The following is an 18,189-nucleotide window of genomic DNA, read 5'->3' as shown; positions in this document are numbered from 1 at the left end:
ATTTTGTAAGCCCTTAAACAAGGACTTAATATCAATCTTTTTATTTTCACTCATCGTGCTAAATCGGTTTTTAAATTTTCTATCTGATTTTTCAGGTATTCATCTCCCAGTCTTTTAATCTCTTCCCATTTATTCAAATGACAATTCTTGAATTTCTTATTGGATCCACAAGTACAAGGTTCATTGCGACCAATCCATTTGGAGGTTCTAATTTCATTTAGTTCCAAAAGCACTTGCTTTTTATCTGTGTTGTCTAATTTTTTTATATAGAACTCCCAAATACCTGCATTACCATGATCATATTCCCCATCAGCATATTCCCCATTCAGTTCCCGAAATGTTTCTCTACTTAAATGAGGCACAAGTACTTTATCCAAAAAGAATTTAAAGGTTATCCCGTTTTTTGAAATCAATCGTTCTTCAGGTTCTACAGCAAGGCAAAGAGTACCGTCTGGATTAACGTGACGGAAATCTTTCCTTGGTATTTTCTTACTCGTCTCTATAACTTTGGGGAAGCAATTGGGGTAACATTTCAGAAAGCTTATTGAAACACTATAACGATCGACCTCTCCATATTCTCGGTCTGAAAGTACTATGTCACCTTCGACCAATAGAAATTTTCCATTTTCTATGATTTTTAGTAGTGGAAAATGCGTAATCGCTTTCCTTATGTCATTCAGCTGATTTCTCATCTATTACACCAAGGTTGACTAATTACACCTGAACGTGACAAGTTTAAAGCTGCTTGTTTTCGCTTCGCTTCTTCCTCTTCTTCATTGTAGAAATCATCATTAACAGGAAAATAAATTTTTAAGTTCTCGTCATTAAGCTCAACCATTTCTAGAATCTGTTTCATATCTAAGTGAAGGTTGTATTTCTCAGAATCTGTCATTGTACTAGATACAACGTTATTGGAATTAGCTGGGTCTACTAAACGGATGGTTTCAACGTTATCTCGTATATACTCCATTACCATTTTCAATTGCTCCCAAAGCCCTGTTGGTATTTCAGTACAATTCTCAAATGCCCGAATTGTTATGAGTTCGACGAAAAATGATTTTACTCTACTCTGATTCTTGTTAGTTTTCCATACTTTAAGAAGTCGAACAATGCTTCTCTCAGCATTTTTACCCTTTACAAGATTGATATGCTCTTGTATATTGGTTTGAGTTGTACTTGCAGGTTGAAGTAGTTTTGGACGAACGTGAAGATTTAGTCTGTTGGTCTGAGCATAGTCATCAGCAAGTAATTCACGACCCGGAACAACATCCATTTGAATTTCATCACCGTCAATTACAAAAGTAATACCAGTCGAAACTCTTTGTTTTCGAGTTTTGTATTTGACCAAATCGTCATCTTCGAATTCTTCGTTTAAGAAATCGTAAACAGCATCAGCCATTTCCTCCAATGTCGTAAATGCATTTCTTTTGAAGGGTTGGCATAAATCCAAATCAAACTTCGTATTAATTGCATCATGTTTTGCATATGAGCCTGAGTTAATTGCACGAGTTACAATTTGATCTTTAAATTTTGTTTGAAGAGCATCTTTGACGATTTCTCTTTTCTCGATGTACTTTGCCAATAGATCATCTACATGACTCATTCTGTGGCTCTCAAGTGCGCTAGCTAAATAATTATTTTTATTCATTTTATAGTATTAACCTTGTTTATTAAAAAAGGGCCTTTCACCCTTCTGGTTTTTATTTTGAAACTGCGCGAACGATCGCTGCTATTCCAAAGAACAACAACATAATTGTTGCTCCTTTTGCAATCATTTCAGCATTTTTACCATTTGCTTGGATACAGTTATCCTTGTGGCAAATGCTTACCTGATCATTTTTAAGTAAAAATTTATTCATAAAATAAGTTTTATGTTTCTATTCATGGCCTCTTTAGAAAGCAGAGAGGTTCGCTCTTTTTTGTAGTAGTTTATTTCTTTCCTTTGCTGTCAGAACGATTACTACGAATGTGTTCGGGAACGGTAATCGTTTTCCCATTAACAACACGAGTATGTTCAGGAATTCTATTAAACTTCTTTCCTGATGAGTCTTTTGCCATCTTTTTAGTATTTATATTATACAATACTCCTTCACCTCTCGTCAGAAAGAAATTGACGTGATTTTGACGCAAATCAATAGCGCAACCCAGCGTTGGATTGAAAATGTAATACAGGAATTTTAGAGAGAATTTATTGTTAGGTCAAAAATAGTAGTAAGTTTGCACCTTAAAATTCAAAACTCAGGTATCCTTTTACCTGTTTTTGTTTCCAATTAAAAGTCCTTTTGATTTGGTCGTCGGAGGACTTTTTAATTTATCTAACTTTTTCACCGCTAATCTCGTAACAGCGTTGATTAATGACAACTTGTCAGTTTTCATTAAAATGTGTTGTAATTTATGTGAAAAAGAATCTTGTCTCATTTGTGAAACACAATTCTCGACAAAGAAACATAAAATTTATTGTTTCACCAAAGAAACAATCGTATATTTGTCGAAACGTTATCCACATTTTTAACCAATTATCAACATGAGCTCATCAATAGATACACTAAAGTTCTCTGAGATGATCAAATCGAAAAGAGGCAATACTGGACTGCGACAGCTATCAAGTGAAATAATGGTTAGTCCTTCAACCCTATCAAGAATAGAGCAAGGAAGTTTACCAGATATTGAAACATATTTGAAAATTTGCAACTGGCTAGAAGTTTCACCTGAGTTTTTTACGGTTCATTCTGAAAACAGGGACGAGAAAAATGTAGTAATTGCACATTTACGTGCTGACACTAGTTTACCTTCGGCAACAGCAGAAGCATTGATACAAATGATAAATATTGCCTATGCCTCCGTTGAAAAAGAACTCATTTAAAAAGGGCTTTAAAACTTGGGCTGACAAAAAATCAATTGAATTGCGTAAAGACCTTGGATTGAATTCGAATGATGCTTTGTGTGCATTCGACTTGATTGCGCATTTGAATATCCCACTATTTGTTCCTCAAGATTTCAAGGAATTAGACACGAAGCATTTGGATGAACTTCTAGGTAATGGCAAAGAACATTGGTCTGCTGTAACAATACCTTTAAAAAACGATAAATACCTAATCATACATAATCCAGAACATTCAGCACAACGACAACAAAGTAATTTGATGCACGAGCTTGCGCATGTAATTTGTGACCATAAAGTTGATCCAAAGATTGAAGAAACTGGATTGGCAGGAATGCTAAGACATCATGATCAAGAACAAGAAAATGAAGCTATTTGGTTTGGAGGATGTTTACAACTTCCAAGAGAAGCATTGATATGGGCATTGAAGAAAAGTATGACTAACAATGAAATTGCTGAGCATTTTAATGCAAGTGTAGAAATGGTTAGATATAGGATTGGTGTAACTGGTGCCAAAATACAATTAGTGAGGATGAGGTATTAAGATTGAACTTATTAATTAATAATCTATTATTCCTAAATCACGCGCAATATCTTGCATAAATTTGGACATTGGGCGTTTATGAATATCCTGTACACGTGGGTAGTTACCTAAAATAATCCTTTCAAAATGCTCTTTAGAAAGGAAAAGCTTAGGAAAACTATGATTCAAACTTTTTTTATAGTGAAAATCATAAATCAGACTCTTATCGATTAAATCCAAAATAAGATCATTTTGAGTGCTATATATTCCTTTTATATCAAATGTGGCTTGAAAAGAACTGAATCCTTCGGGTAGATTTGAGTTTTCAATAAAATCGAAATCAATGTCTTTATTCTTTTTATCGAGCAAATATTTTGCCTCATCATACGACGATAATTTAAAACTGAAACTTGAATTATCTATTAAATGCTGATCGTCTGAATACAAATGAAATTGAACCTTCTTCTCAAGTTTCACATTATTACATGAGGCACAAGAAGGATACAAGTTGAAAAGCGAAATACTTAACATTGGAAATTCCGATTTCGGATAATAATGATCAACCTGAAACTTCGCACGGACCTCATCACGCCCTTCATTATCGATTCTATCTACAGATACTGTCAAACTTGAATTGCAATATACACAAGCTTTAATGCCAATTTCTTTGAAGTAAGCTGGATAAAAATCAGATCTAAGTTTAGTATAATTAAGTGCTTTTAAAATTTCATTCTTAATTGAACTCTTTACTATTTCAATCTTGTTTTTCACTTTTTTTTCAACTAATGGTACAGCTGGTAAAGAGGGAATGAGTAATTCAATATCTAGTGGTGATTTTAATAAAAAATCACTCTCATTTTTAAACAATTCAATGGTTTCATATAGATAAATACAATCAGCTGTTGACGAGGGCGCTAATTCATTTAATTTTTTTAATGCTTCATTATGTTGCCCAATGATTTCTATTCTGAATTTTTCTTGAACTACTTTTATTCTATTTATATCAATAGCAATCATCATTTTAGATTTTGAAGTTCAAGCAATTTATCGATTTGAAATTGTAAAAAATCATTTTTACTTTCAGGGTATGCTTTTGCATACAAACTGTTGAGACTATTGGTTAGAAGTGGCTCGCCTATAATTTGAATTATCTTTTCAATTTCTGTAAGACGCTTAGGAAGAATACTTATTTTCGCTTCAATTACTCCTTGTAATTCCTCGATGATTTCACTTATCTTGATTTTAGCAAACTCCCCCATAAATCCATTTTCTAAAAAGAAGTCATTTGCTAATAAATCATGAATGTTTGCGCCAAAAGTTTGATTTTCTTCATTAATTGGTAAACCATCTTTCAATTTCAGGATATTGGATGACGGGATATCTGACAAAATAAACGGTGAATGAGTTAAGAAAAGAATGTTAATACTAGAGTCTTTTGGTAATCCAAGACGATTAATTGAATCAATCATTTTTTTTATTAATTGTCTCTGGTATTCGGGGTGAAAATATAACTCGACTTCGTCAAGAATAATATTAAATGAATTATATTCATTTTCATTAGAAACCAAATTGCGCAGATGATAGTTGACTGTTTCGATCGTATTGACAAATTGTTTTTGACCGGAGCTGAATTTCGAATATTGTGATCTGTCTTCAAACTGATAATCAATTTCAAAAATTGAACTCAACGAAATCAGTAAATCAGGATCTTGAATTAAATCCAACATTTGCTGGAATTCATCAAACTCCATCCATTTATCGTCCTTACTCGCTAATAATATTTCAGTAGCAATTTTCAATTTATTTTTAAAAACATCAATGAGCTGTTTTAACTTTAAATGCTTGTGTGATTTGCTTTTCCAAATTGTTTCTATGCAATAATTAGTTACTTGATTCAACTCAAAGCCAGAATAATCAGCACTTGAAACAAATTTATTGAAACCATACAATTTATCTGTCTTGAACAATTTTCCAATAAAGTATGCCGCAATAAAATCTACTATTTCAGATAAAGCGTCATCGTACATCTTCTTTTCTTCTTCGGAAACGTCTTCTTCAGCTGGTTTCGATGTTAACTTTGTATCATTAGTTGGCTGACCGAATAGTTTCGATAGAAATTCAAGATTCGATTTTCCCTCATTGTGAAACTTGTATTCCGCTATTTCTGGAACGATGTTCACAAACAAAGAATCTGTCTCCCAGTTGTAAGTAACTTCGTAATTAGTGTATCTTTCTTTTAATGAAAATCGAACCTTCGTTATTTTTAGATCTAAAATTTTACCTGACTCAAAAGCTGAACGATTGATTCTATATTTACTAAGCTCCTCTTCTCGATTGACGTCAATGTTACCATTTGATTTTTGTGGATTAATTACAACAGGAGTTTGATATCCATCATTTTTGTGATACAGATAATCTATCCATTTTCCGATATCCTTTCCGTTTAAACCGTAAATGGAATAATTAAGAAAGATTGTATAGAAAATTGAGCTGAATTTCAGCTTTTCACCTTTCGGTTCCACTCCGGCAATCAGTATAGTTTCAACCCCCTTTAACTTCTTTATAATTATAGTTTCACCCTCACTATTATTGAAAATCAGCTCAAAACACAAACTACTTTTCTTAAACTTTTCAAGTCTCTTTTGGTATTTTAGTGTGCTTAAATTTCGTTGAGCAAATTCAGATCGTTTTTTACCTAATTCACTAAGTTTTTCTTCTTTTGTTTCAGAATCTGATTCAAGGAGAAGGTTCTTAATTTGTTCTTCAAGAATTTTAACCTGGTTATTATTATATTCCTGGTTCGTTTGATTTTGAAGGATTAGTTTTTTTTCGGTGATCCACTCTTCTTGAATGGATAAATCAAACATTGCTTTAAGGAATATTTCCGTTAACGCACTCTTTCCACTGCCGTTTTCACCAACCACAGCAGAGATGTTTATTTTCAAATCTTCTGATGAATAAAGATTTTGTTCTTCATTGAGAGAAGTGAAGGATTCAATTGGTACTCCCTTAAATTTTTCGTAATTATTATGTGTTAACTTGACTTGAACTTTGTTTTCAAGAATGAAATATTCATAGTCTTGATAAAACTTATAAATCATTCCTTCCTTTAAATTCTTTAAGAATTTTGGGTCACACCCTTCAAGCGGTCTTATCGCCAATAATTTAAATCCATTCATTTTCGATTGTCCATTCACCGTTTTACTTCCACCAATTTATTTCGTTACCTACAATCTGTTTGTAGTCAACTACATTTAATTCAAAATGCTCTATTCAACATTAAATTTTTTCATCTATTTCTTTATACTTCTCGATAAACAAGGAAATCTTTTTAAATACATTCTGCTTTTTTGTCAAATACTGTGGGTTCAATGGACTCATTTTAGGCAAAATTGCATTCAACTCGGTTCCATTTTCACTTGTGTATTTGCGTTTTAGAGAAGCTGATATGTATCGTATTGCTTCTTCCTCATTTAAGTTTTCCTCTTCAATCAGTTCTGAAGCCTCTATCTTTAATTTCTCCTGAGCGTATGCATAGAATAAATCTAAAACATTTGCTTTGTCTTGAATTGTTTCGAGGTCTGTTTCATTAATGAAATCAACAACTAGGCCTTCTTTTGCTCTATTTCCTATACTGGCACGAACAACTCTACGAATTTCTTCTATTAAAGAGGCTTTGTCTTTGTTCTTTTTGTTTTGCTCGAAAATTAATTCAAGGATATAATCAAGGTTTATTTCTTGCGATTTAAGTAGGTCTATTTCAAAAACCACATCATCCCAATCAATTTTTGATTCTTCTGCTTCCTTTCCACCTTTCTCTCTTCTTAACCAATCACGAATATCATTGTAGGTTGACCTATAATCTTGTACGGTTCTTTCTGGAAGTAATTCGATTTCTTGCAATACTACAATGTCATCGTCTGATAAAAAGTGAGTTTCTTTAAACGTTTCAATAGCTTCTGGATCGTTTTTGTCTATTGCCTGAAATGCTTTGAGATTGCTAAATTCATCGTAATTCTGAAGGATGTTTTCAACTCGCAAGTACTCTCCAAAGAGTTTTGAAAATTCTTTTTTACTTTTTTCTGTTTCAATTTCATCTGGATTCGGGAACTTTTCATTCAGTTCATTTACGACCTCTATATATCCTCTGCGTGCATCGCCTGTGGTACTATCTGTAAATCCTTCTAAGTATTCTTTGAAACTCTTTTCAAGTACTACATTCTTGGTGTTTTTGTCACCAAATAGGGTGATTGCCTCAACTGTGGCATTTTCTAAATCTCTGAATGTAATAATGTTTCCAAAAGTTTTTGTAGCATCATAAATTCGGTTGGTACGAGAAAAAGCTTGCATTAAGCCATGATAACGCAGGTTCTTGTCTACAAATAAGGTATTCAAAGTTGGTGCATCAAAACCAGTAAGAAACATACCAACAACTATGATTAGATCAACTTCTTTACTCTTTACCCGTTTGGCAAGGTCACGATAGTAGTTTTGAAACTCTTTACTTTCGACACCAAAACTGGTTTTAAACATTTTGTTGTAGTCATTGATGGCTTCAGTTAAAAACTCTTTGGAACTGCTGTCCAACGCATTTGGCTCAAAAGACTCGTCGACAATTTCACCAATGGCATTTTGTTCTTCATTTGCTGCGAATGAGAATATGGTTGCTATTTTTAGCGGCTTATCACTCTCTTTTTGTAAACGGTTTATTTCTTCATAATAGCATTTGGCAGCATCAACACTACTTACTGCAAACATAGCATTAAAGCCCTTGTTGCTTCCTTGATTTCTATGGGTTTTTATCCTGAAGTTTTGTAAAATGTATTGAGAAATCTCACTTATACGAGCGGGATGCAAGAAGGCCTTTTTATTTTCTGCAGCACTCAGTTTTTTCTCATCAATTTCTGTTTCTATACTTTTAAAATGAGGGCGTACATCGTTATAATCTACTTTGAATTTCAATACCTTCTCATCCCTAATCGCATCCGTAATTACATAAGAGTGTAATTCAGTACCAAAGACACTTGCAGTTGTCTCTGCACCTAAAGCATTTACAGGAAATATTGGAGTGCCCGTAAAACCAAATTGATAGAATTTTTTAAACTTTTTGTTCAGGTTCTTTTGAGCTTCACCAAATTGAGAGCGATGCGCTTCATCAAAGATGAACACTACTTGCTTTTGGTAAATGGCTAAATCACTCTCCGTTTTCATCAGGTTGTTTAGCTTCTGAATGGTTGTGACAATAATCTTATTGTCTTCTTTTTCGATATTACTTTTTAATCCTGCTGTGCTATCTGATCCATTAACGCTATCCGGAGAGAACCTTTGGTATTCTTTCATTGTTTGAAAGTCCAAATCTTTACGATCGACTACGAAGAATACTTTATCGATAAAATCCAGTTGGGTTGCTAATCTTGCCGCTTTAAAGCTGGTAAGGGTTTTTCCTGAACCTGTAGTATGCCAGATATAACCACCGCCTTCGGTCTTAGACCAATTTTTAGATTGAAATGAACTATTGATTTTCCATAAGATTCTTTCGGTTGCAGCAATTTGATAAGGTCTCATGGTCAGCAGTGTATCGCTAGTATCAAAAACGGAATAGGTTAATAGTACTTGTAAAAGCGTCTGTTTCTGAAAAAATGTTGCAGTAAAATCCTTAAGGTCCTTAATTAAAGCATTGTCAGACTTCGCCCAATTCATCGTAAAGTCAAAGCTGTTTTTATTTCGCTCAACTGTATTAGCAAAATAACGGCTGTCGGTGCCATTGGAGATAACAAAAATCTGTACGTATTTGAAAAGAGAATTAGTGCTATTCAGACTCTCTTTGGTATAGCGATGTACTTGATTAAAAGCTTCACGTATAGCAACCCCTCGCTTTTTTAACTCTACTTGTACTAAGGGCAAGCCATTGACTAAAATTGTAACATCATAGCGATTTGCATGTGTTCCTTTTTGCCCAAATTGTGAGATTACCTGAACTTTATTGCAAGCGACATTCTTTTTATCGACTAAGTAGATATTTTGGATATGTCCATCATCAAAAACAAAATCGTATATATAATTGTCATGGATTTTCCGTGTCTTTTCAACCAAGTTATCACTTGGTTTGTCCAAATACTCTTCTACGTACCTAATCCATTCACTATCAGTGAACTCCATATCGTTCAGTGTTTGAAGCTGAATTCTGGCATTTGCAAGCATAGCTTCAATCGTGTTGAGATTGGTAGGGTTGTCATACCCTTGATTGATTAGGTCCTGTAAAAATTCCTTTTCTAGCGCTGATTCTGTTTGGTAAACTGCAGGAGCTTCATTCCAAGCTGAAAATTTGATGTATTGATCAAGAACAATAAAATTGTTTGATTCTGCGATGGTTTTATACTGTTTCATTTTGTTCTATTAATTCAGAGAATTTATAATTACTCTCTAAATAATTTACTAATTCAATTAGCTTATCTATATCGTTTTCTTGAACTTCTCCAATTTCATCACCTGCATGAGCAGAATGACTTGAAAGGTTTAAAATACGATTTGCAAAAGGGTCTGGTTCTCCATTTACAATTGGTAATAATTTTTCCCAATTAGAATACCCCAAAAAAGTAGCAGTTTTCTCCAAAACATTTCTAATAAAATTAAAATGAAATTTTTTTATTAGGATAGGATTGTTTTTAGCTTTTTGAATTTCCCTAAGAAGTTGTAAATGATATGAAAAAGGAGTTTTTCTGCCAAGTTGTTCGAGGCTAAAATTACCATCCGAAAATTTAACAAAACGATACTTTATAGAATTGTCAGAGTGATATATCCATTTTTTTACACCAATATTTTGTTCACCTATTATATACAAAGGATTTGGTATGTTATTATTGAGTTCGTTTGAAATAACATTATAAAACAACGGGTTGTGTGTTGTTATTATAAATTTAAGTTCTGAACTACTATTTTTTATTAATCCAGAAAGACTAACTGCTAATTCAATGAGATGATTATCATCCAATGAACTCACTGGGTCATCTATGAAAACATATTCTAAATTATTAAATTCATTTGTTGCACGATTAGTTTCATCGGTCTCGTTTAGTGTCTCAATTGCCTCTTCTAATAAACTATAAAAAACACACCAAATAAAATTACTTTCTTCTGCTTTAGAAATTTTAATATTAGGCAAACCTTGGTCGTCACCACTTGCCAATGAAAATGTCACCTCTGAATATGCCTTAATGATAATATCATTCCTATGCTCATCTTGAGTAGTATATTCTTCATTAAAAACCGGGGTTATTGAAGCATTAGAATAATGCTGAAAATTGGTAATAATATTATTATCTAAACCTTGGTCTTTTAAATATTTTAATGCAAATCCCGTAAAGTTGTTAGGTCTTATGATTAACTTTCGATTAGTGTCTGAATTTAGATCATTATCCCAATAAAAAAGGTCCTCAGTAAAGGCATTGTAATACAGGACTTTAATTCCTGTATTTTCTTCATCTTCCACATCTTTTGGAGCAACCTCAAGCCTGAACTTTCTTGATAAGCGTGTTTTACCAGTTCCATTGAATGCATAAATCAACTGTACCTTTTTATTTGCAAGTTCCAGTGTTTTTGCTATTTCAGTTAATGTCTGTCCCATTTGAATAAGTTTAATTTTCTTTTGGAAAGGATAGAAGTAAATCCCGGTAATATTCATATTGCTTTTTACGCAATTCTATTTCTTTGGGTAAGCCTTCGCTTATTGAATCGGTAAGTGTGTCAAACTTGTCTAAAATGGATACAATTCGTTCTTGTTCTTTGAGAGATTTTTTTGGATCATTTGGATAAGGAATTGGGATTTTTGTTTTCTTTAGATTGTCATTGTAAAGTCTCTGAATTGTTCCTCCATCTGCAATTTCCCACTTTACAATTTGGTAAAAATAAAATAGGTATTTGTTTAATACTTTGCTTTCGTTGTTTTCAATCCAAACAATATTACTATCCTGAAAATATGCATCATGACCATCGAAAATGACAGCTCTACCAATTGTTCCACTTGCAGAAATTAGGACTTCTCCAACTTTTGGATAATTATATTTTGACCGATATTCGTCAAATAATTCCTTGGAAATATAGGCATTAGGTTCTTTCCCAAAAGTGCCTATTTTATAAAACGGAATAACCCCTATTTCTGTGGTTTGTTCCTTTAGAATACGTTTGCACATGCGAACATCTCCAACCCAACCCAAACTCTTCAATTCCACTTCTATTTCATCAAAACGAAACAATTGCACCCGATAATAATTATACTGCTGTTTACGCGCTGTAAGTTCTGCTGTAAGTTCTGCTGTAAGTTCTGCTGTAAGTTCTGTAAAGACATCAAGAATGGCAACTATCTTTTGTTGAATTTCGAGGGGTGGGATGGGGATTTGAATACCTCCAACTTTAGTAGTATTTATTGTTGGGACTCCCCCTTCGCTTTGTAATTCTGTTATGCTCTTCTCGTTTGTTTTAAGGACATAAAACAAAAACTTGTTGTCAATTTTAGACTTATAATTTTCAATAGGTAGAACTGAGAAACATTTGTCGTTTAAGTAGAATTTACTTACTATGAAGCTAACATAACCTGCATTAGCTCCAACTCGTGAAATCGTAACAGAATTTTCTCTTCTATTGAATTTTTCAAAGTATCCCATTGGTTCCTTTCCTCCACTAATGATCGGATATGGTGCAGAGTCGGAACTGTCATTTTTGGTTATACCTTTCCCTGTTTTAATTTCACAAGTATCCCGTAGTGTTTTCCATTCAACTTCTACACCTTCCAATAATTTTCCTAATTCACTCATGCTTCAATTTCTTTTATAATTGCATCAATATCAGCACGTAACGCATTTATCTTTTCTACTGTTTTTTTTACCTCCTTGTTCAAATCAAGGATGTTAATCTGCTCTCTATTGTCTTTGGCTTCCACATAAGAACTAACAGAAAGATTATACTCGTTTTCAGCAATTTTGGTATTGTCTATAGATATTGCTTCATATGGGACATCTTCTTTGCTATCAAATAGCTCCATAACTTTCTCAATGTGTGTATCAGTCATCACATTGTTATTCGTTACCTTCTTAAAGAAATCTTCACCACTCACATCAATAAACTGTGTTTTGGTATCCGTTTTATGTTTTGAAAGCACTAGAATAGTTACGGAAATAGAAGTGCCATAAAACAAGTTTGGAGCTAAAGCGATAACAGTTTCTACAAAATTATTATCAACCAAGTATTTTCTAATCTTTTGTTCGGCACCACCACGGTAAAAAATACCAGGAAAACAAACTATGGCTGCCCTTCCTTTACTGGAAAGGTAACTTAGTGCATGAAGTACAAATGCAAAATCTGCTTTTGATTTAGGTGCTAGTACACCTGCAGGTGCAAAACGGTCATCGTTAATCAATGTAGGGTCTCCATCACCAATCCAGTTTACAGAGTAAGGAGGATTTGAAACAATGGCATCAAACGGTTTATCGTCGCCAAAATGTGGATCTATAAGGGTGTTGCCAAGTGCAATATTAAACTTGTCGTAATTCACGTTATGCAAAAACATATTCATACGGGCCAAGTTATAAGTCGTATGGTTTATTTCTTGTCCAAAAAAGCCTTCTTCAATGACATGATTATCAAAGTGTTTTTTTGCTTGAAGCAGTAAAGAGCCAGAACCTGCTGCAGGATCATAAATTTTGTTTACTTTTTCTTGTTTGTGCATTGCCAATTGCGCAATGAGCTTAGATACGTGCACAGGTGTAAAAAACTCACCGCCCGATTTACCTGCATTAGCTGCATAATTACCAATGAGAAATTCATAGGCATCGCCAAAAAGTTCTATTTCGCTGTCTTCAAAATTGCCGAAATTTAGTTGCTCTACACCTTTCAAAACGGAAGCTAAACGGCTGTTTTTATTTTCAACGGTATTGCCTAGTCGGGAACTAGTTGTGTCAAAATCTGCAAATAAACCTTTTATATCTTCTTCCGACGGATATCCAAACGCAGAACTTTCTATCGATACAAAAATGGCTTTTAAATCTGTATTGAGGTTTGGATTGGTGTTTGCGGTTTTCGCAACATTTACAAAAAGCTGGCTAGGATAAATGAAATATCCTTTCGTTTTAATCGCATCATCTTTTATTTCTGGTGTAATTACATCATCAGATAGGTTTGGGTAGTCCACACCATCATCACCACCTTCAATGTATTTCGTGAAATTTTCACTAATAAATCGATAGAAAAGCGCACCCAACACAAAGTGTTTGAAATCCCATCCATCCACAGAGCCACGTACTTCGTTGGCTATTTTCCATATTTTAGCTTGTAATTCAGCTCTTTGCGCAATGCTTGTCATTTTTTGTCTTTTAATAATTCTTTTGGTTCTACATTTAGAATCTCTGCAATTCTATATAGCACCTCCAAACTTGGTTGGGTTCTATTTGAAGCATACCCGTTAACAATATTGTAGCTTTTGCCCAATTGCTCAGCTAACCATACTTGTTTAATGCCTTTTTCTTCAAGAACTTCTTTAATGCGATTCATAAATCGATATTCAAAAGCCGTGAATATAGGAATTACACACAGAAAACACACTAAAAAACGGTGAGATTATTTTGTTTATCAGACTCGAATCACACTCTGATTTCACTTCCTTTTATCCAAACTGGACTCCACAAATGATATGAGATTAAACATACTCCGCAACCGCGAGCGAACCCGATTCCCATACAATTTCTCCAATTCATTCGCATTCAAATTTGTAGTTCCATGGGTTACAATTCCAAGATTTACGTGTAAATCATATCTGTGCAAAAGTATCTCTGCCATGGAGTTGGTTTCGTTGCCGAATTGCTTGATGTTGTTTTCTATTCCTAGATCATCAAAGCAGTAGACTTTTCTGGATTTTCCGTATTTGTGGATTACTTGGAAACCGTCTGCATGGAATTCTGAAGTAACGTTTCTTGTAGAGACAACTGGATAATCAAATTCAGGGAAAACAAAGAGCTTTAAGAGGTTCATTAAGGAGGTTTTACCACAACCGACTGGACCAATTAGAAGTATTCCCTTGTTCAGGTCTATTCCATGTTCAATGCAATTATCTTCTGCACGAATGGCGTAGATGATGAGCTTGTAGATGATTTCTTTGTCTTCAGCATGGAGACGGAAGTTGGAGCCGTATTTTTGCTTTCCTGCATGATTGATATAGGCAATGCATGTTTTGAAATCAAACTGACGGATGTTGTTTTCGATAGTGAAGCATTTTTCGAGCATATTGTTGGTTTTGGTCAAGGCGATAAATCACCTTGACGGGGTTAAAGTGGAACCGAGTAATCTTTGTTTTGGTTGGTATGCAGGTTTCCAGACTGTGGAGCTTCTGAAGAATTCCATTTGCGAGAATTGATAATCCAATTGCGCGCTGCAGCTTTCCAGTTTTTCATTTTGGATTTTCCACCAACTAACCAACCGTTAGATTCGAAGTAATTGAAGAATTTATGAGCTTCTGAATCCGTAGATTCTTGTTCTAAAAAGAAACTTTCTATTTCTTCTGATTTGGGAGGAGAAAAACGCAGTTTTTCGTTTTCCCCTTTATTTGTTTTAGGCTGTTTTAATTGTTTAGTATGTTTTATATTGTTTATATAAGGTCTCACGCGTGGTTCACTCGTTGTATCAGTGCTAGTATCTTCATAGTTCTTTGCTAGTTCACTCGTTGTATCAAATATGAACAAGTAAACTAGACTACCTTTTTGCGGATTTCTGGAAGGTTCGTATTTCAGATAACCGAACTTGTCGAGTTCTTTCAAACACTTCAAATAGGTATTTACTGAACCAATTTTTGAGGCTTTCATCATTTCAAAACGACTGATTGAAACATACTCTGGAAACTTTGCATGATTCCAGAGATGAAACAAAGCATAGTACAAACTCACATGCCAAGGAGACAGGCGCTCATCTTCCACAAAGAGATCGTTGATTTTTTCAATATGAGTGATGTAATTCATCTTTGGACAGTAAGAATAGAAGACATAAACCGTGTGAATGAAAGGCGAATGGAGCTTGATTAAAGCGAAAGAAGCATTTGAATGAGTTCGGGTTGTGGATGACAATCACTCCGGTCTTTACGGAAATTGACTGATGAAAAAATGCCTGGCTTACCATCTAATGCAGCAAGAGAAATATCCCATTGCTCTGTGGCAATTTGTTTGGGAATCTGATAAGTTGCGCAAAGTTTTTGAAGCAACTGATTAAGACTTTGAAGCTGCTCGTCTGTGTAGCGATGGAAATAACGAGAACCTCTAAATTCTTGACCGTAATCGATTATTTCCGAAACATCAACTAATGAATTTGTCATAGAGTAAAATAGACCATCTATGTTTTTTAATGGCCCTAAACAGGAAAGTGTAATGCCAATAGAATGTTGGTCGAGCGAAGTAAAATCTTTGCCTTTGATACCAATGTGATGGATCCAATAATGAGATTCGAATGTTTGGTAAATGGTGCCATCGCGATCAATGATAAAAGGCGAGCCAAATTTTGTTGGATTGGTGTGCCAAAAGGAAACAGTATCCTTTGGAGACGAATCACTGTTTGAACCGTGTAACACAATTTGCTTTTTGGTGTATGCCGTTCGGAAATAACGTGATTCCAGCAACGGAAGTTGAATAATTTTCATGAGGAATGATTTAGAAAAGTGAGATTAGAATTTGTTTCGCATGTTGTCTTCAAACAGGCGGTTGATGTCTGCTTCATCGTAGAAAAGGACACCGCCAATTTTTGTAAACGGAAGTGTGCCGTTCAAACGAAGTGTTTGAAGAGTACCAGGAGAAATGCTGAGCAAGCGTTGAACCTGATGCGATTTCAGCCAGTTCTTTTTTGGCTCTTCATTTTTCTGTGGTCCGATATTGAGTTGGTTCTCAATGATGGTTTTAAATTCGAAGATGAGGTCTGATTTGAATTGCTCCAGATCCTCAACAGTTACAATTTGTGCTGCCATAAAATTTGATTTTTATTTGTATCAAAGAGAACCGAATAAAATGAGGAATTGGGGTGGTAGTGGGTTGCACCACCCCACATCAACCCCTTATAAACACTAAGAAAAATCTAAATGAAAATTTTTGATAGAAAATTTGAATTGGATTAAAGATGATTCAACTTGTTCAGCATTTGAATGACTTTTTCCTTGATAGCATTTATCGTGTTAGTGTCAGGTTCATAGTACTTGTTCGACAAACTTTTGATGGAAATATCCTGCACTTTTGACGTTTGAAAATTGTCCGTAATTTGTTCCATTAACTCACGGTGTGTTTTACTGGAAACCAAATCTGTTTCTGAGAGCATTCTTACCAATAATGCGAGTTCGCTCACCGAGCAGTTCATCTTCACTTTCTCACTTTGATTAACATTTGCTGAACTGGGTTCATTTGGCAATTGAAGGTGAACCGGACAAGTAGATTTCAAAAACCAGATTTCTTCTTCCAGCCATCCGATTACACTTGATTTTAGCGACACTACATTTCTGTCGTACTGAACTTCATTGGAAGCAACGATTTGATTCACACTTTTCAACCAAGAATAAAGCGTGTGCTGCTTTGATTCGAGGGATGGGAGTTTGCTCAATTCCTCCGAAAACTTAAACGCGAGATATGTGAAATAGCTTGGGTTATTGTAATTCATCTCAATCAAGTACCCGTGTAATAATTCAATGCTATTGGCCTTTTGATTTTCCTTCGCGAAGAACCGAAGTAGTTTGTTGGTGAAGCATTCAATAAACATCAACTGATGGTAGGTTAATCGGTTTTTTGGATTGACGTTGGAAACCAATAGAAGCGGTTGAAATAATGCCTCTAGGAATTCAGCATCATAATACTGACTAATAATATTGAGTTTCAAGCGTTCTACGCGAGGTTTCAGGCAATTAACCCGCGAAGAAATCACATTGAATGGCACGAATAATTCACGATCCAAATACTTCGAGTAGAACCGCTCCAAGTGTACCAAAATGTTCTCTAAACAATCGTAACCAAGTGCGAAAATGGAAGTTTTGTCGTAGAGCTTTATCGACCTAGAACGCGTTAAACGATCCAGGTGAAAAAGCTGAATCACATCGATTGACCAAGTTAACAGTGTTCGTTGAATTTTTCGAATAGCGCTGTACAAATGCTTTTCTTTACATGCGTTAATTGTTTCCTTCAGAAATGTATAGCATTGTTTCTCCAGCTCCAGAAAACGATTCGAAAAATAGACAAACCGCAACTCTTCAAATGAGATTTTGGACCAATGACTTGAACTCAAAACCAACACTGTATCGCTTGCCTGTTTTAGTGGTTTTTGGAAGGACAGGAATTGTTCAGGTGCGACATTGAGCACCTTAAGAATTTCTTGAGAGACAGGAACATCAAAATCAAGAAGGACTCCTTGAACCGAAGGTGAAAGATAGGCCTTTGCAGTTGGATGTACTTGTACAAATGATTCAACGATTTTGATTTTCTTCTGTGTCTGCTTGTTTCTCCACCTGATAACATTGACCTCAATACATTCACCGAACTTATTGAAAAGCCAATTTTCGTATTTGTTTCTGTCTGTTTGCGGATGATCATAGCCAGTGTTTATTTCATCCAATAATGCATCGAAGGTAATGGTTGAGGTCATACAGGAAGAAGTTAAGCGTCAGTTGAATTAACAGTAACGTAACAAAACGCTAATATGACATAAACGGCACGAAAAAAAATGTTAAAAGTTTGATTAGACGGAAAATGACCTGATTATTCTTCCTCTTCACCAAAATCTA

General features: G+C 34.6%; 18 protein-coding genes. 2 read left to right on the top strand and 16 right to left on the bottom strand.

Annotated elements, in window-relative coordinates:
• Window positions 1-50 precede the first annotated feature (50 nt).
• The 4 genes from FLUTA_RS14980 to FLUTA_RS21960 form a co-directional block, all read right to left on the bottom strand.
• Complete coding sequence (locus FLUTA_RS14980; RefSeq protein WP_013687739.1) at window positions 51-692, bottom strand: SEC-C metal-binding domain-containing protein; 642 nt, start codon at window positions 690-692, stop codon at window positions 51-53.
• A complete protein-coding gene (locus tag FLUTA_RS14975; RefSeq protein WP_013687738.1) occupies window positions 689-1,648 on the bottom strand; it encodes a nucleotidyltransferase family protein in 960 nt (319 codons plus the stop codon). The genes FLUTA_RS14980 and FLUTA_RS14975 overlap by 4 nt, the downstream gene beginning before the upstream one ends.
• 52 nt (window positions 1,649-1,700) lie before the next feature.
• Window positions 1,701-1,859, bottom strand: a complete 159-nt coding sequence (locus FLUTA_RS21625) for a hypothetical protein (RefSeq protein WP_013687737.1) — start codon at window positions 1,857-1,859, stop codon at window positions 1,701-1,703.
• Window positions 1,860-1,929: 70 nt separating this feature from the next.
• On the bottom strand, window positions 1,930-2,058 hold the full coding sequence (locus tag FLUTA_RS21960; protein ID WP_013687736.1) for a hypothetical protein: 129 nt from the start codon (window positions 2,056-2,058) through the stop codon (window positions 1,930-1,932).
• 466 nt (window positions 2,059-2,524) lie between these two features.
• On the opposite strand from FLUTA_RS21960, the gene FLUTA_RS14970 reads away from it, so the two are divergent.
• Both FLUTA_RS14970 and FLUTA_RS14965 read left to right on the top strand, forming a co-directional pair.
• Entirely contained in the window at window positions 2,525-2,863 is a 339-nt protein-coding gene (locus FLUTA_RS14970) for a helix-turn-helix domain-containing protein (RefSeq protein ID WP_013687735.1), read from the top strand.
• Entirely contained in the window at window positions 2,835-3,425 is a 591-nt protein-coding gene (locus FLUTA_RS14965; RefSeq protein WP_013687734.1) for an ImmA/IrrE family metallo-endopeptidase, read from the top strand. Before FLUTA_RS14970 ends, FLUTA_RS14965 begins: the two co-directional genes overlap by 29 nt.
• A gap of 15 nt (window positions 3,426-3,440) precedes the next feature.
• Here FLUTA_RS14965 and FLUTA_RS14960 read toward each other — a convergent pair whose 3' ends face one another.
• The 12 genes from FLUTA_RS14960 to FLUTA_RS14905 form a co-directional block, all read right to left on the bottom strand.
• Window positions 3,441-4,424 carry an HNH endonuclease gene (locus tag FLUTA_RS14960; protein WP_043023855.1) on the bottom strand — a complete coding sequence of 328 codons (984 nt, stop codon included), beginning with the start codon at window positions 4,422-4,424 and terminating at the stop codon, window positions 3,441-3,443.
• Complete coding sequence (locus FLUTA_RS14955; RefSeq protein WP_169312090.1) at window positions 4,421-6,583, bottom strand: hypothetical protein; 2,163 nt, start codon at window positions 6,581-6,583, stop codon at window positions 4,421-4,423. The genes FLUTA_RS14960 and FLUTA_RS14955 overlap by 4 nt, the downstream gene beginning before the upstream one ends.
• Before the next feature lie 100 nt (window positions 6,584-6,683).
• Complete coding sequence (locus tag FLUTA_RS14950) at window positions 6,684-9,791, bottom strand: type I restriction endonuclease subunit R (protein ID WP_013687731.1); 3,108 nt, start codon at window positions 9,789-9,791, stop codon at window positions 6,684-6,686.
• Window positions 9,778-11,028: an AAA family ATPase gene (locus tag FLUTA_RS14945; protein WP_013687730.1), complete on the bottom strand. Its 1,251-nt coding sequence runs from the start codon at window positions 11,026-11,028 to the stop codon at window positions 9,778-9,780. Before FLUTA_RS14945 ends, FLUTA_RS14950 begins: the two co-directional genes overlap by 14 nt.
• Before the next feature lie 10 nt (window positions 11,029-11,038).
• The gene (locus FLUTA_RS14940) at window positions 11,039-12,214 is read right to left on the bottom strand and encodes a restriction endonuclease subunit S (protein ID WP_013687729.1); all 1,176 of its coding nucleotides are present in this window, start codon (window positions 12,212-12,214) and stop codon (window positions 11,039-11,041) included.
• Window positions 12,211-13,758: a type I restriction-modification system subunit M gene (locus FLUTA_RS14935; protein WP_013687728.1), complete on the bottom strand. Its 1,548-nt coding sequence runs from the start codon at window positions 13,756-13,758 to the stop codon at window positions 12,211-12,213. Before FLUTA_RS14935 ends, FLUTA_RS14940 begins: the two co-directional genes overlap by 4 nt.
• Window positions 13,755-13,946 (bottom strand): helix-turn-helix domain-containing protein, encoded by a 192-nt coding sequence (locus FLUTA_RS14930; protein WP_013687727.1) that lies wholly within the window; start codon window positions 13,944-13,946, stop codon window positions 13,755-13,757. Before FLUTA_RS14930 ends, FLUTA_RS14935 begins: the two co-directional genes overlap by 4 nt.
• Before the next feature lie 102 nt (window positions 13,947-14,048).
• Window positions 14,049-14,675, bottom strand: coding sequence for a P-loop NTPase family protein (locus FLUTA_RS14925; protein ID WP_013687726.1), 627 nt, complete (start codon window positions 14,673-14,675; stop codon window positions 14,049-14,051).
• Between the two features lie 41 nt (window positions 14,676-14,716).
• Window positions 14,717-15,403, bottom strand: a complete 687-nt coding sequence (locus FLUTA_RS14920; protein WP_013687725.1) for a hypothetical protein — start codon at window positions 15,401-15,403, stop codon at window positions 14,717-14,719.
• A gap of 59 nt (window positions 15,404-15,462) precedes the next feature.
• Window positions 15,463-16,074 (bottom strand): N-acetylmuramoyl-L-alanine amidase, encoded by a 612-nt coding sequence (locus tag FLUTA_RS14915; RefSeq protein WP_013687724.1) that lies wholly within the window; start codon window positions 16,072-16,074, stop codon window positions 15,463-15,465.
• Window positions 16,075-16,098: 24 nt separating this feature from the next.
• Window positions 16,099-16,395, bottom strand: coding sequence for a helix-turn-helix domain-containing protein (locus tag FLUTA_RS14910; protein ID WP_013687723.1), 297 nt, complete (start codon window positions 16,393-16,395; stop codon window positions 16,099-16,101).
• A gap of 143 nt (window positions 16,396-16,538) precedes the next feature.
• Window positions 16,539-18,050, bottom strand: coding sequence for a hypothetical protein (locus FLUTA_RS14905; RefSeq protein WP_013687722.1), 1,512 nt, complete (start codon window positions 18,048-18,050; stop codon window positions 16,539-16,541).
• Window positions 18,051-18,189: the final 139 nt, after the last annotated feature.

The organism is Fluviicola taffensis DSM 16823, from assembly GCF_000194605.1.
GTDB lineage: Bacteria > Bacteroidota > Bacteroidia > Flavobacteriales_D > Crocinitomicaceae > Fluviicola > Fluviicola taffensis.
Note: the sequence above shows the minus strand (reverse complement) of the source record. Positions and strands in the feature narration are given on the sequence as shown.

Coding starts and splice junctions, on each gene's coding strand:
- FLUTA_RS14980 (WP_013687739.1), bottom strand. CDS start 692: ATGAGAAATCAGCTGAATGACATAAGGAAAGCGATTACGCATTTTCCA.
- FLUTA_RS14975 (WP_013687738.1), bottom strand. CDS start 1,648: ATGAATAAAAATAATTATTTAGCTAGCGCACTTGAGAGCCACAGAATG.
- FLUTA_RS21625 (WP_013687737.1), bottom strand. CDS start 1,859: ATGAATAAATTTTTACTTAAAAATGATCAGGTAAGCATTTGCCACAAG.
- FLUTA_RS21960 (WP_013687736.1), bottom strand. CDS start 2,058: ATGGCAAAAGACTCATCAGGAAAGAAGTTTAATAGAATTCCTGAACAT.
- FLUTA_RS14970 (WP_013687735.1), top strand. CDS start 2,525: ATGAGCTCATCAATAGATACACTAAAGTTCTCTGAGATGATCAAATCG.
- FLUTA_RS14965 (WP_013687734.1), top strand. CDS start 2,835: ATGCCTCCGTTGAAAAAGAACTCATTTAAAAAGGGCTTTAAAACTTGG.
- FLUTA_RS14960 (WP_043023855.1), bottom strand. CDS start 4,424: ATGATGATTGCTATTGATATAAATAGAATAAAAGTAGTTCAAGAAAAA.
- FLUTA_RS14955 (WP_169312090.1), bottom strand. CDS start 6,583: ATGAATGGATTTAAATTATTGGCGATAAGACCGCTTGAAGGGTGTGAC.
- FLUTA_RS14950 (WP_013687731.1), bottom strand. CDS start 9,791: ATGAAACAGTATAAAACCATCGCAGAATCAAACAATTTTATTGTTCTT.
- FLUTA_RS14945 (WP_013687730.1), bottom strand. CDS start 11,028: ATGGGACAGACATTAACTGAAATAGCAAAAACACTGGAACTTGCAAAT.
- FLUTA_RS14940 (WP_013687729.1), bottom strand. CDS start 12,214: ATGAGTGAATTAGGAAAATTATTGGAAGGTGTAGAAGTTGAATGGAAA.
- FLUTA_RS14935 (WP_013687728.1), bottom strand. CDS start 13,758: ATGACAAGCATTGCGCAAAGAGCTGAATTACAAGCTAAAATATGGAAA.
- FLUTA_RS14930 (WP_013687727.1), bottom strand. CDS start 13,946: ATGAATCGCATTAAAGAAGTTCTTGAAGAAAAAGGCATTAAACAAGTA.
- FLUTA_RS14925 (WP_013687726.1), bottom strand. CDS start 14,675: ATGCTCGAAAAATGCTTCACTATCGAAAACAACATCCGTCAGTTTGAT.
- FLUTA_RS14920 (WP_013687725.1), bottom strand. CDS start 15,403: ATGAATTACATCACTCATATTGAAAAAATCAACGATCTCTTTGTGGAA.
- FLUTA_RS14915 (WP_013687724.1), bottom strand. CDS start 16,074: ATGAAAATTATTCAACTTCCGTTGCTGGAATCACGTTATTTCCGAACG.
- FLUTA_RS14910 (WP_013687723.1), bottom strand. CDS start 16,395: ATGGCAGCACAAATTGTAACTGTTGAGGATCTGGAGCAATTCAAATCA.
- FLUTA_RS14905 (WP_013687722.1), bottom strand. CDS start 18,050: ATGACCTCAACCATTACCTTCGATGCATTATTGGATGAAATAAACACT.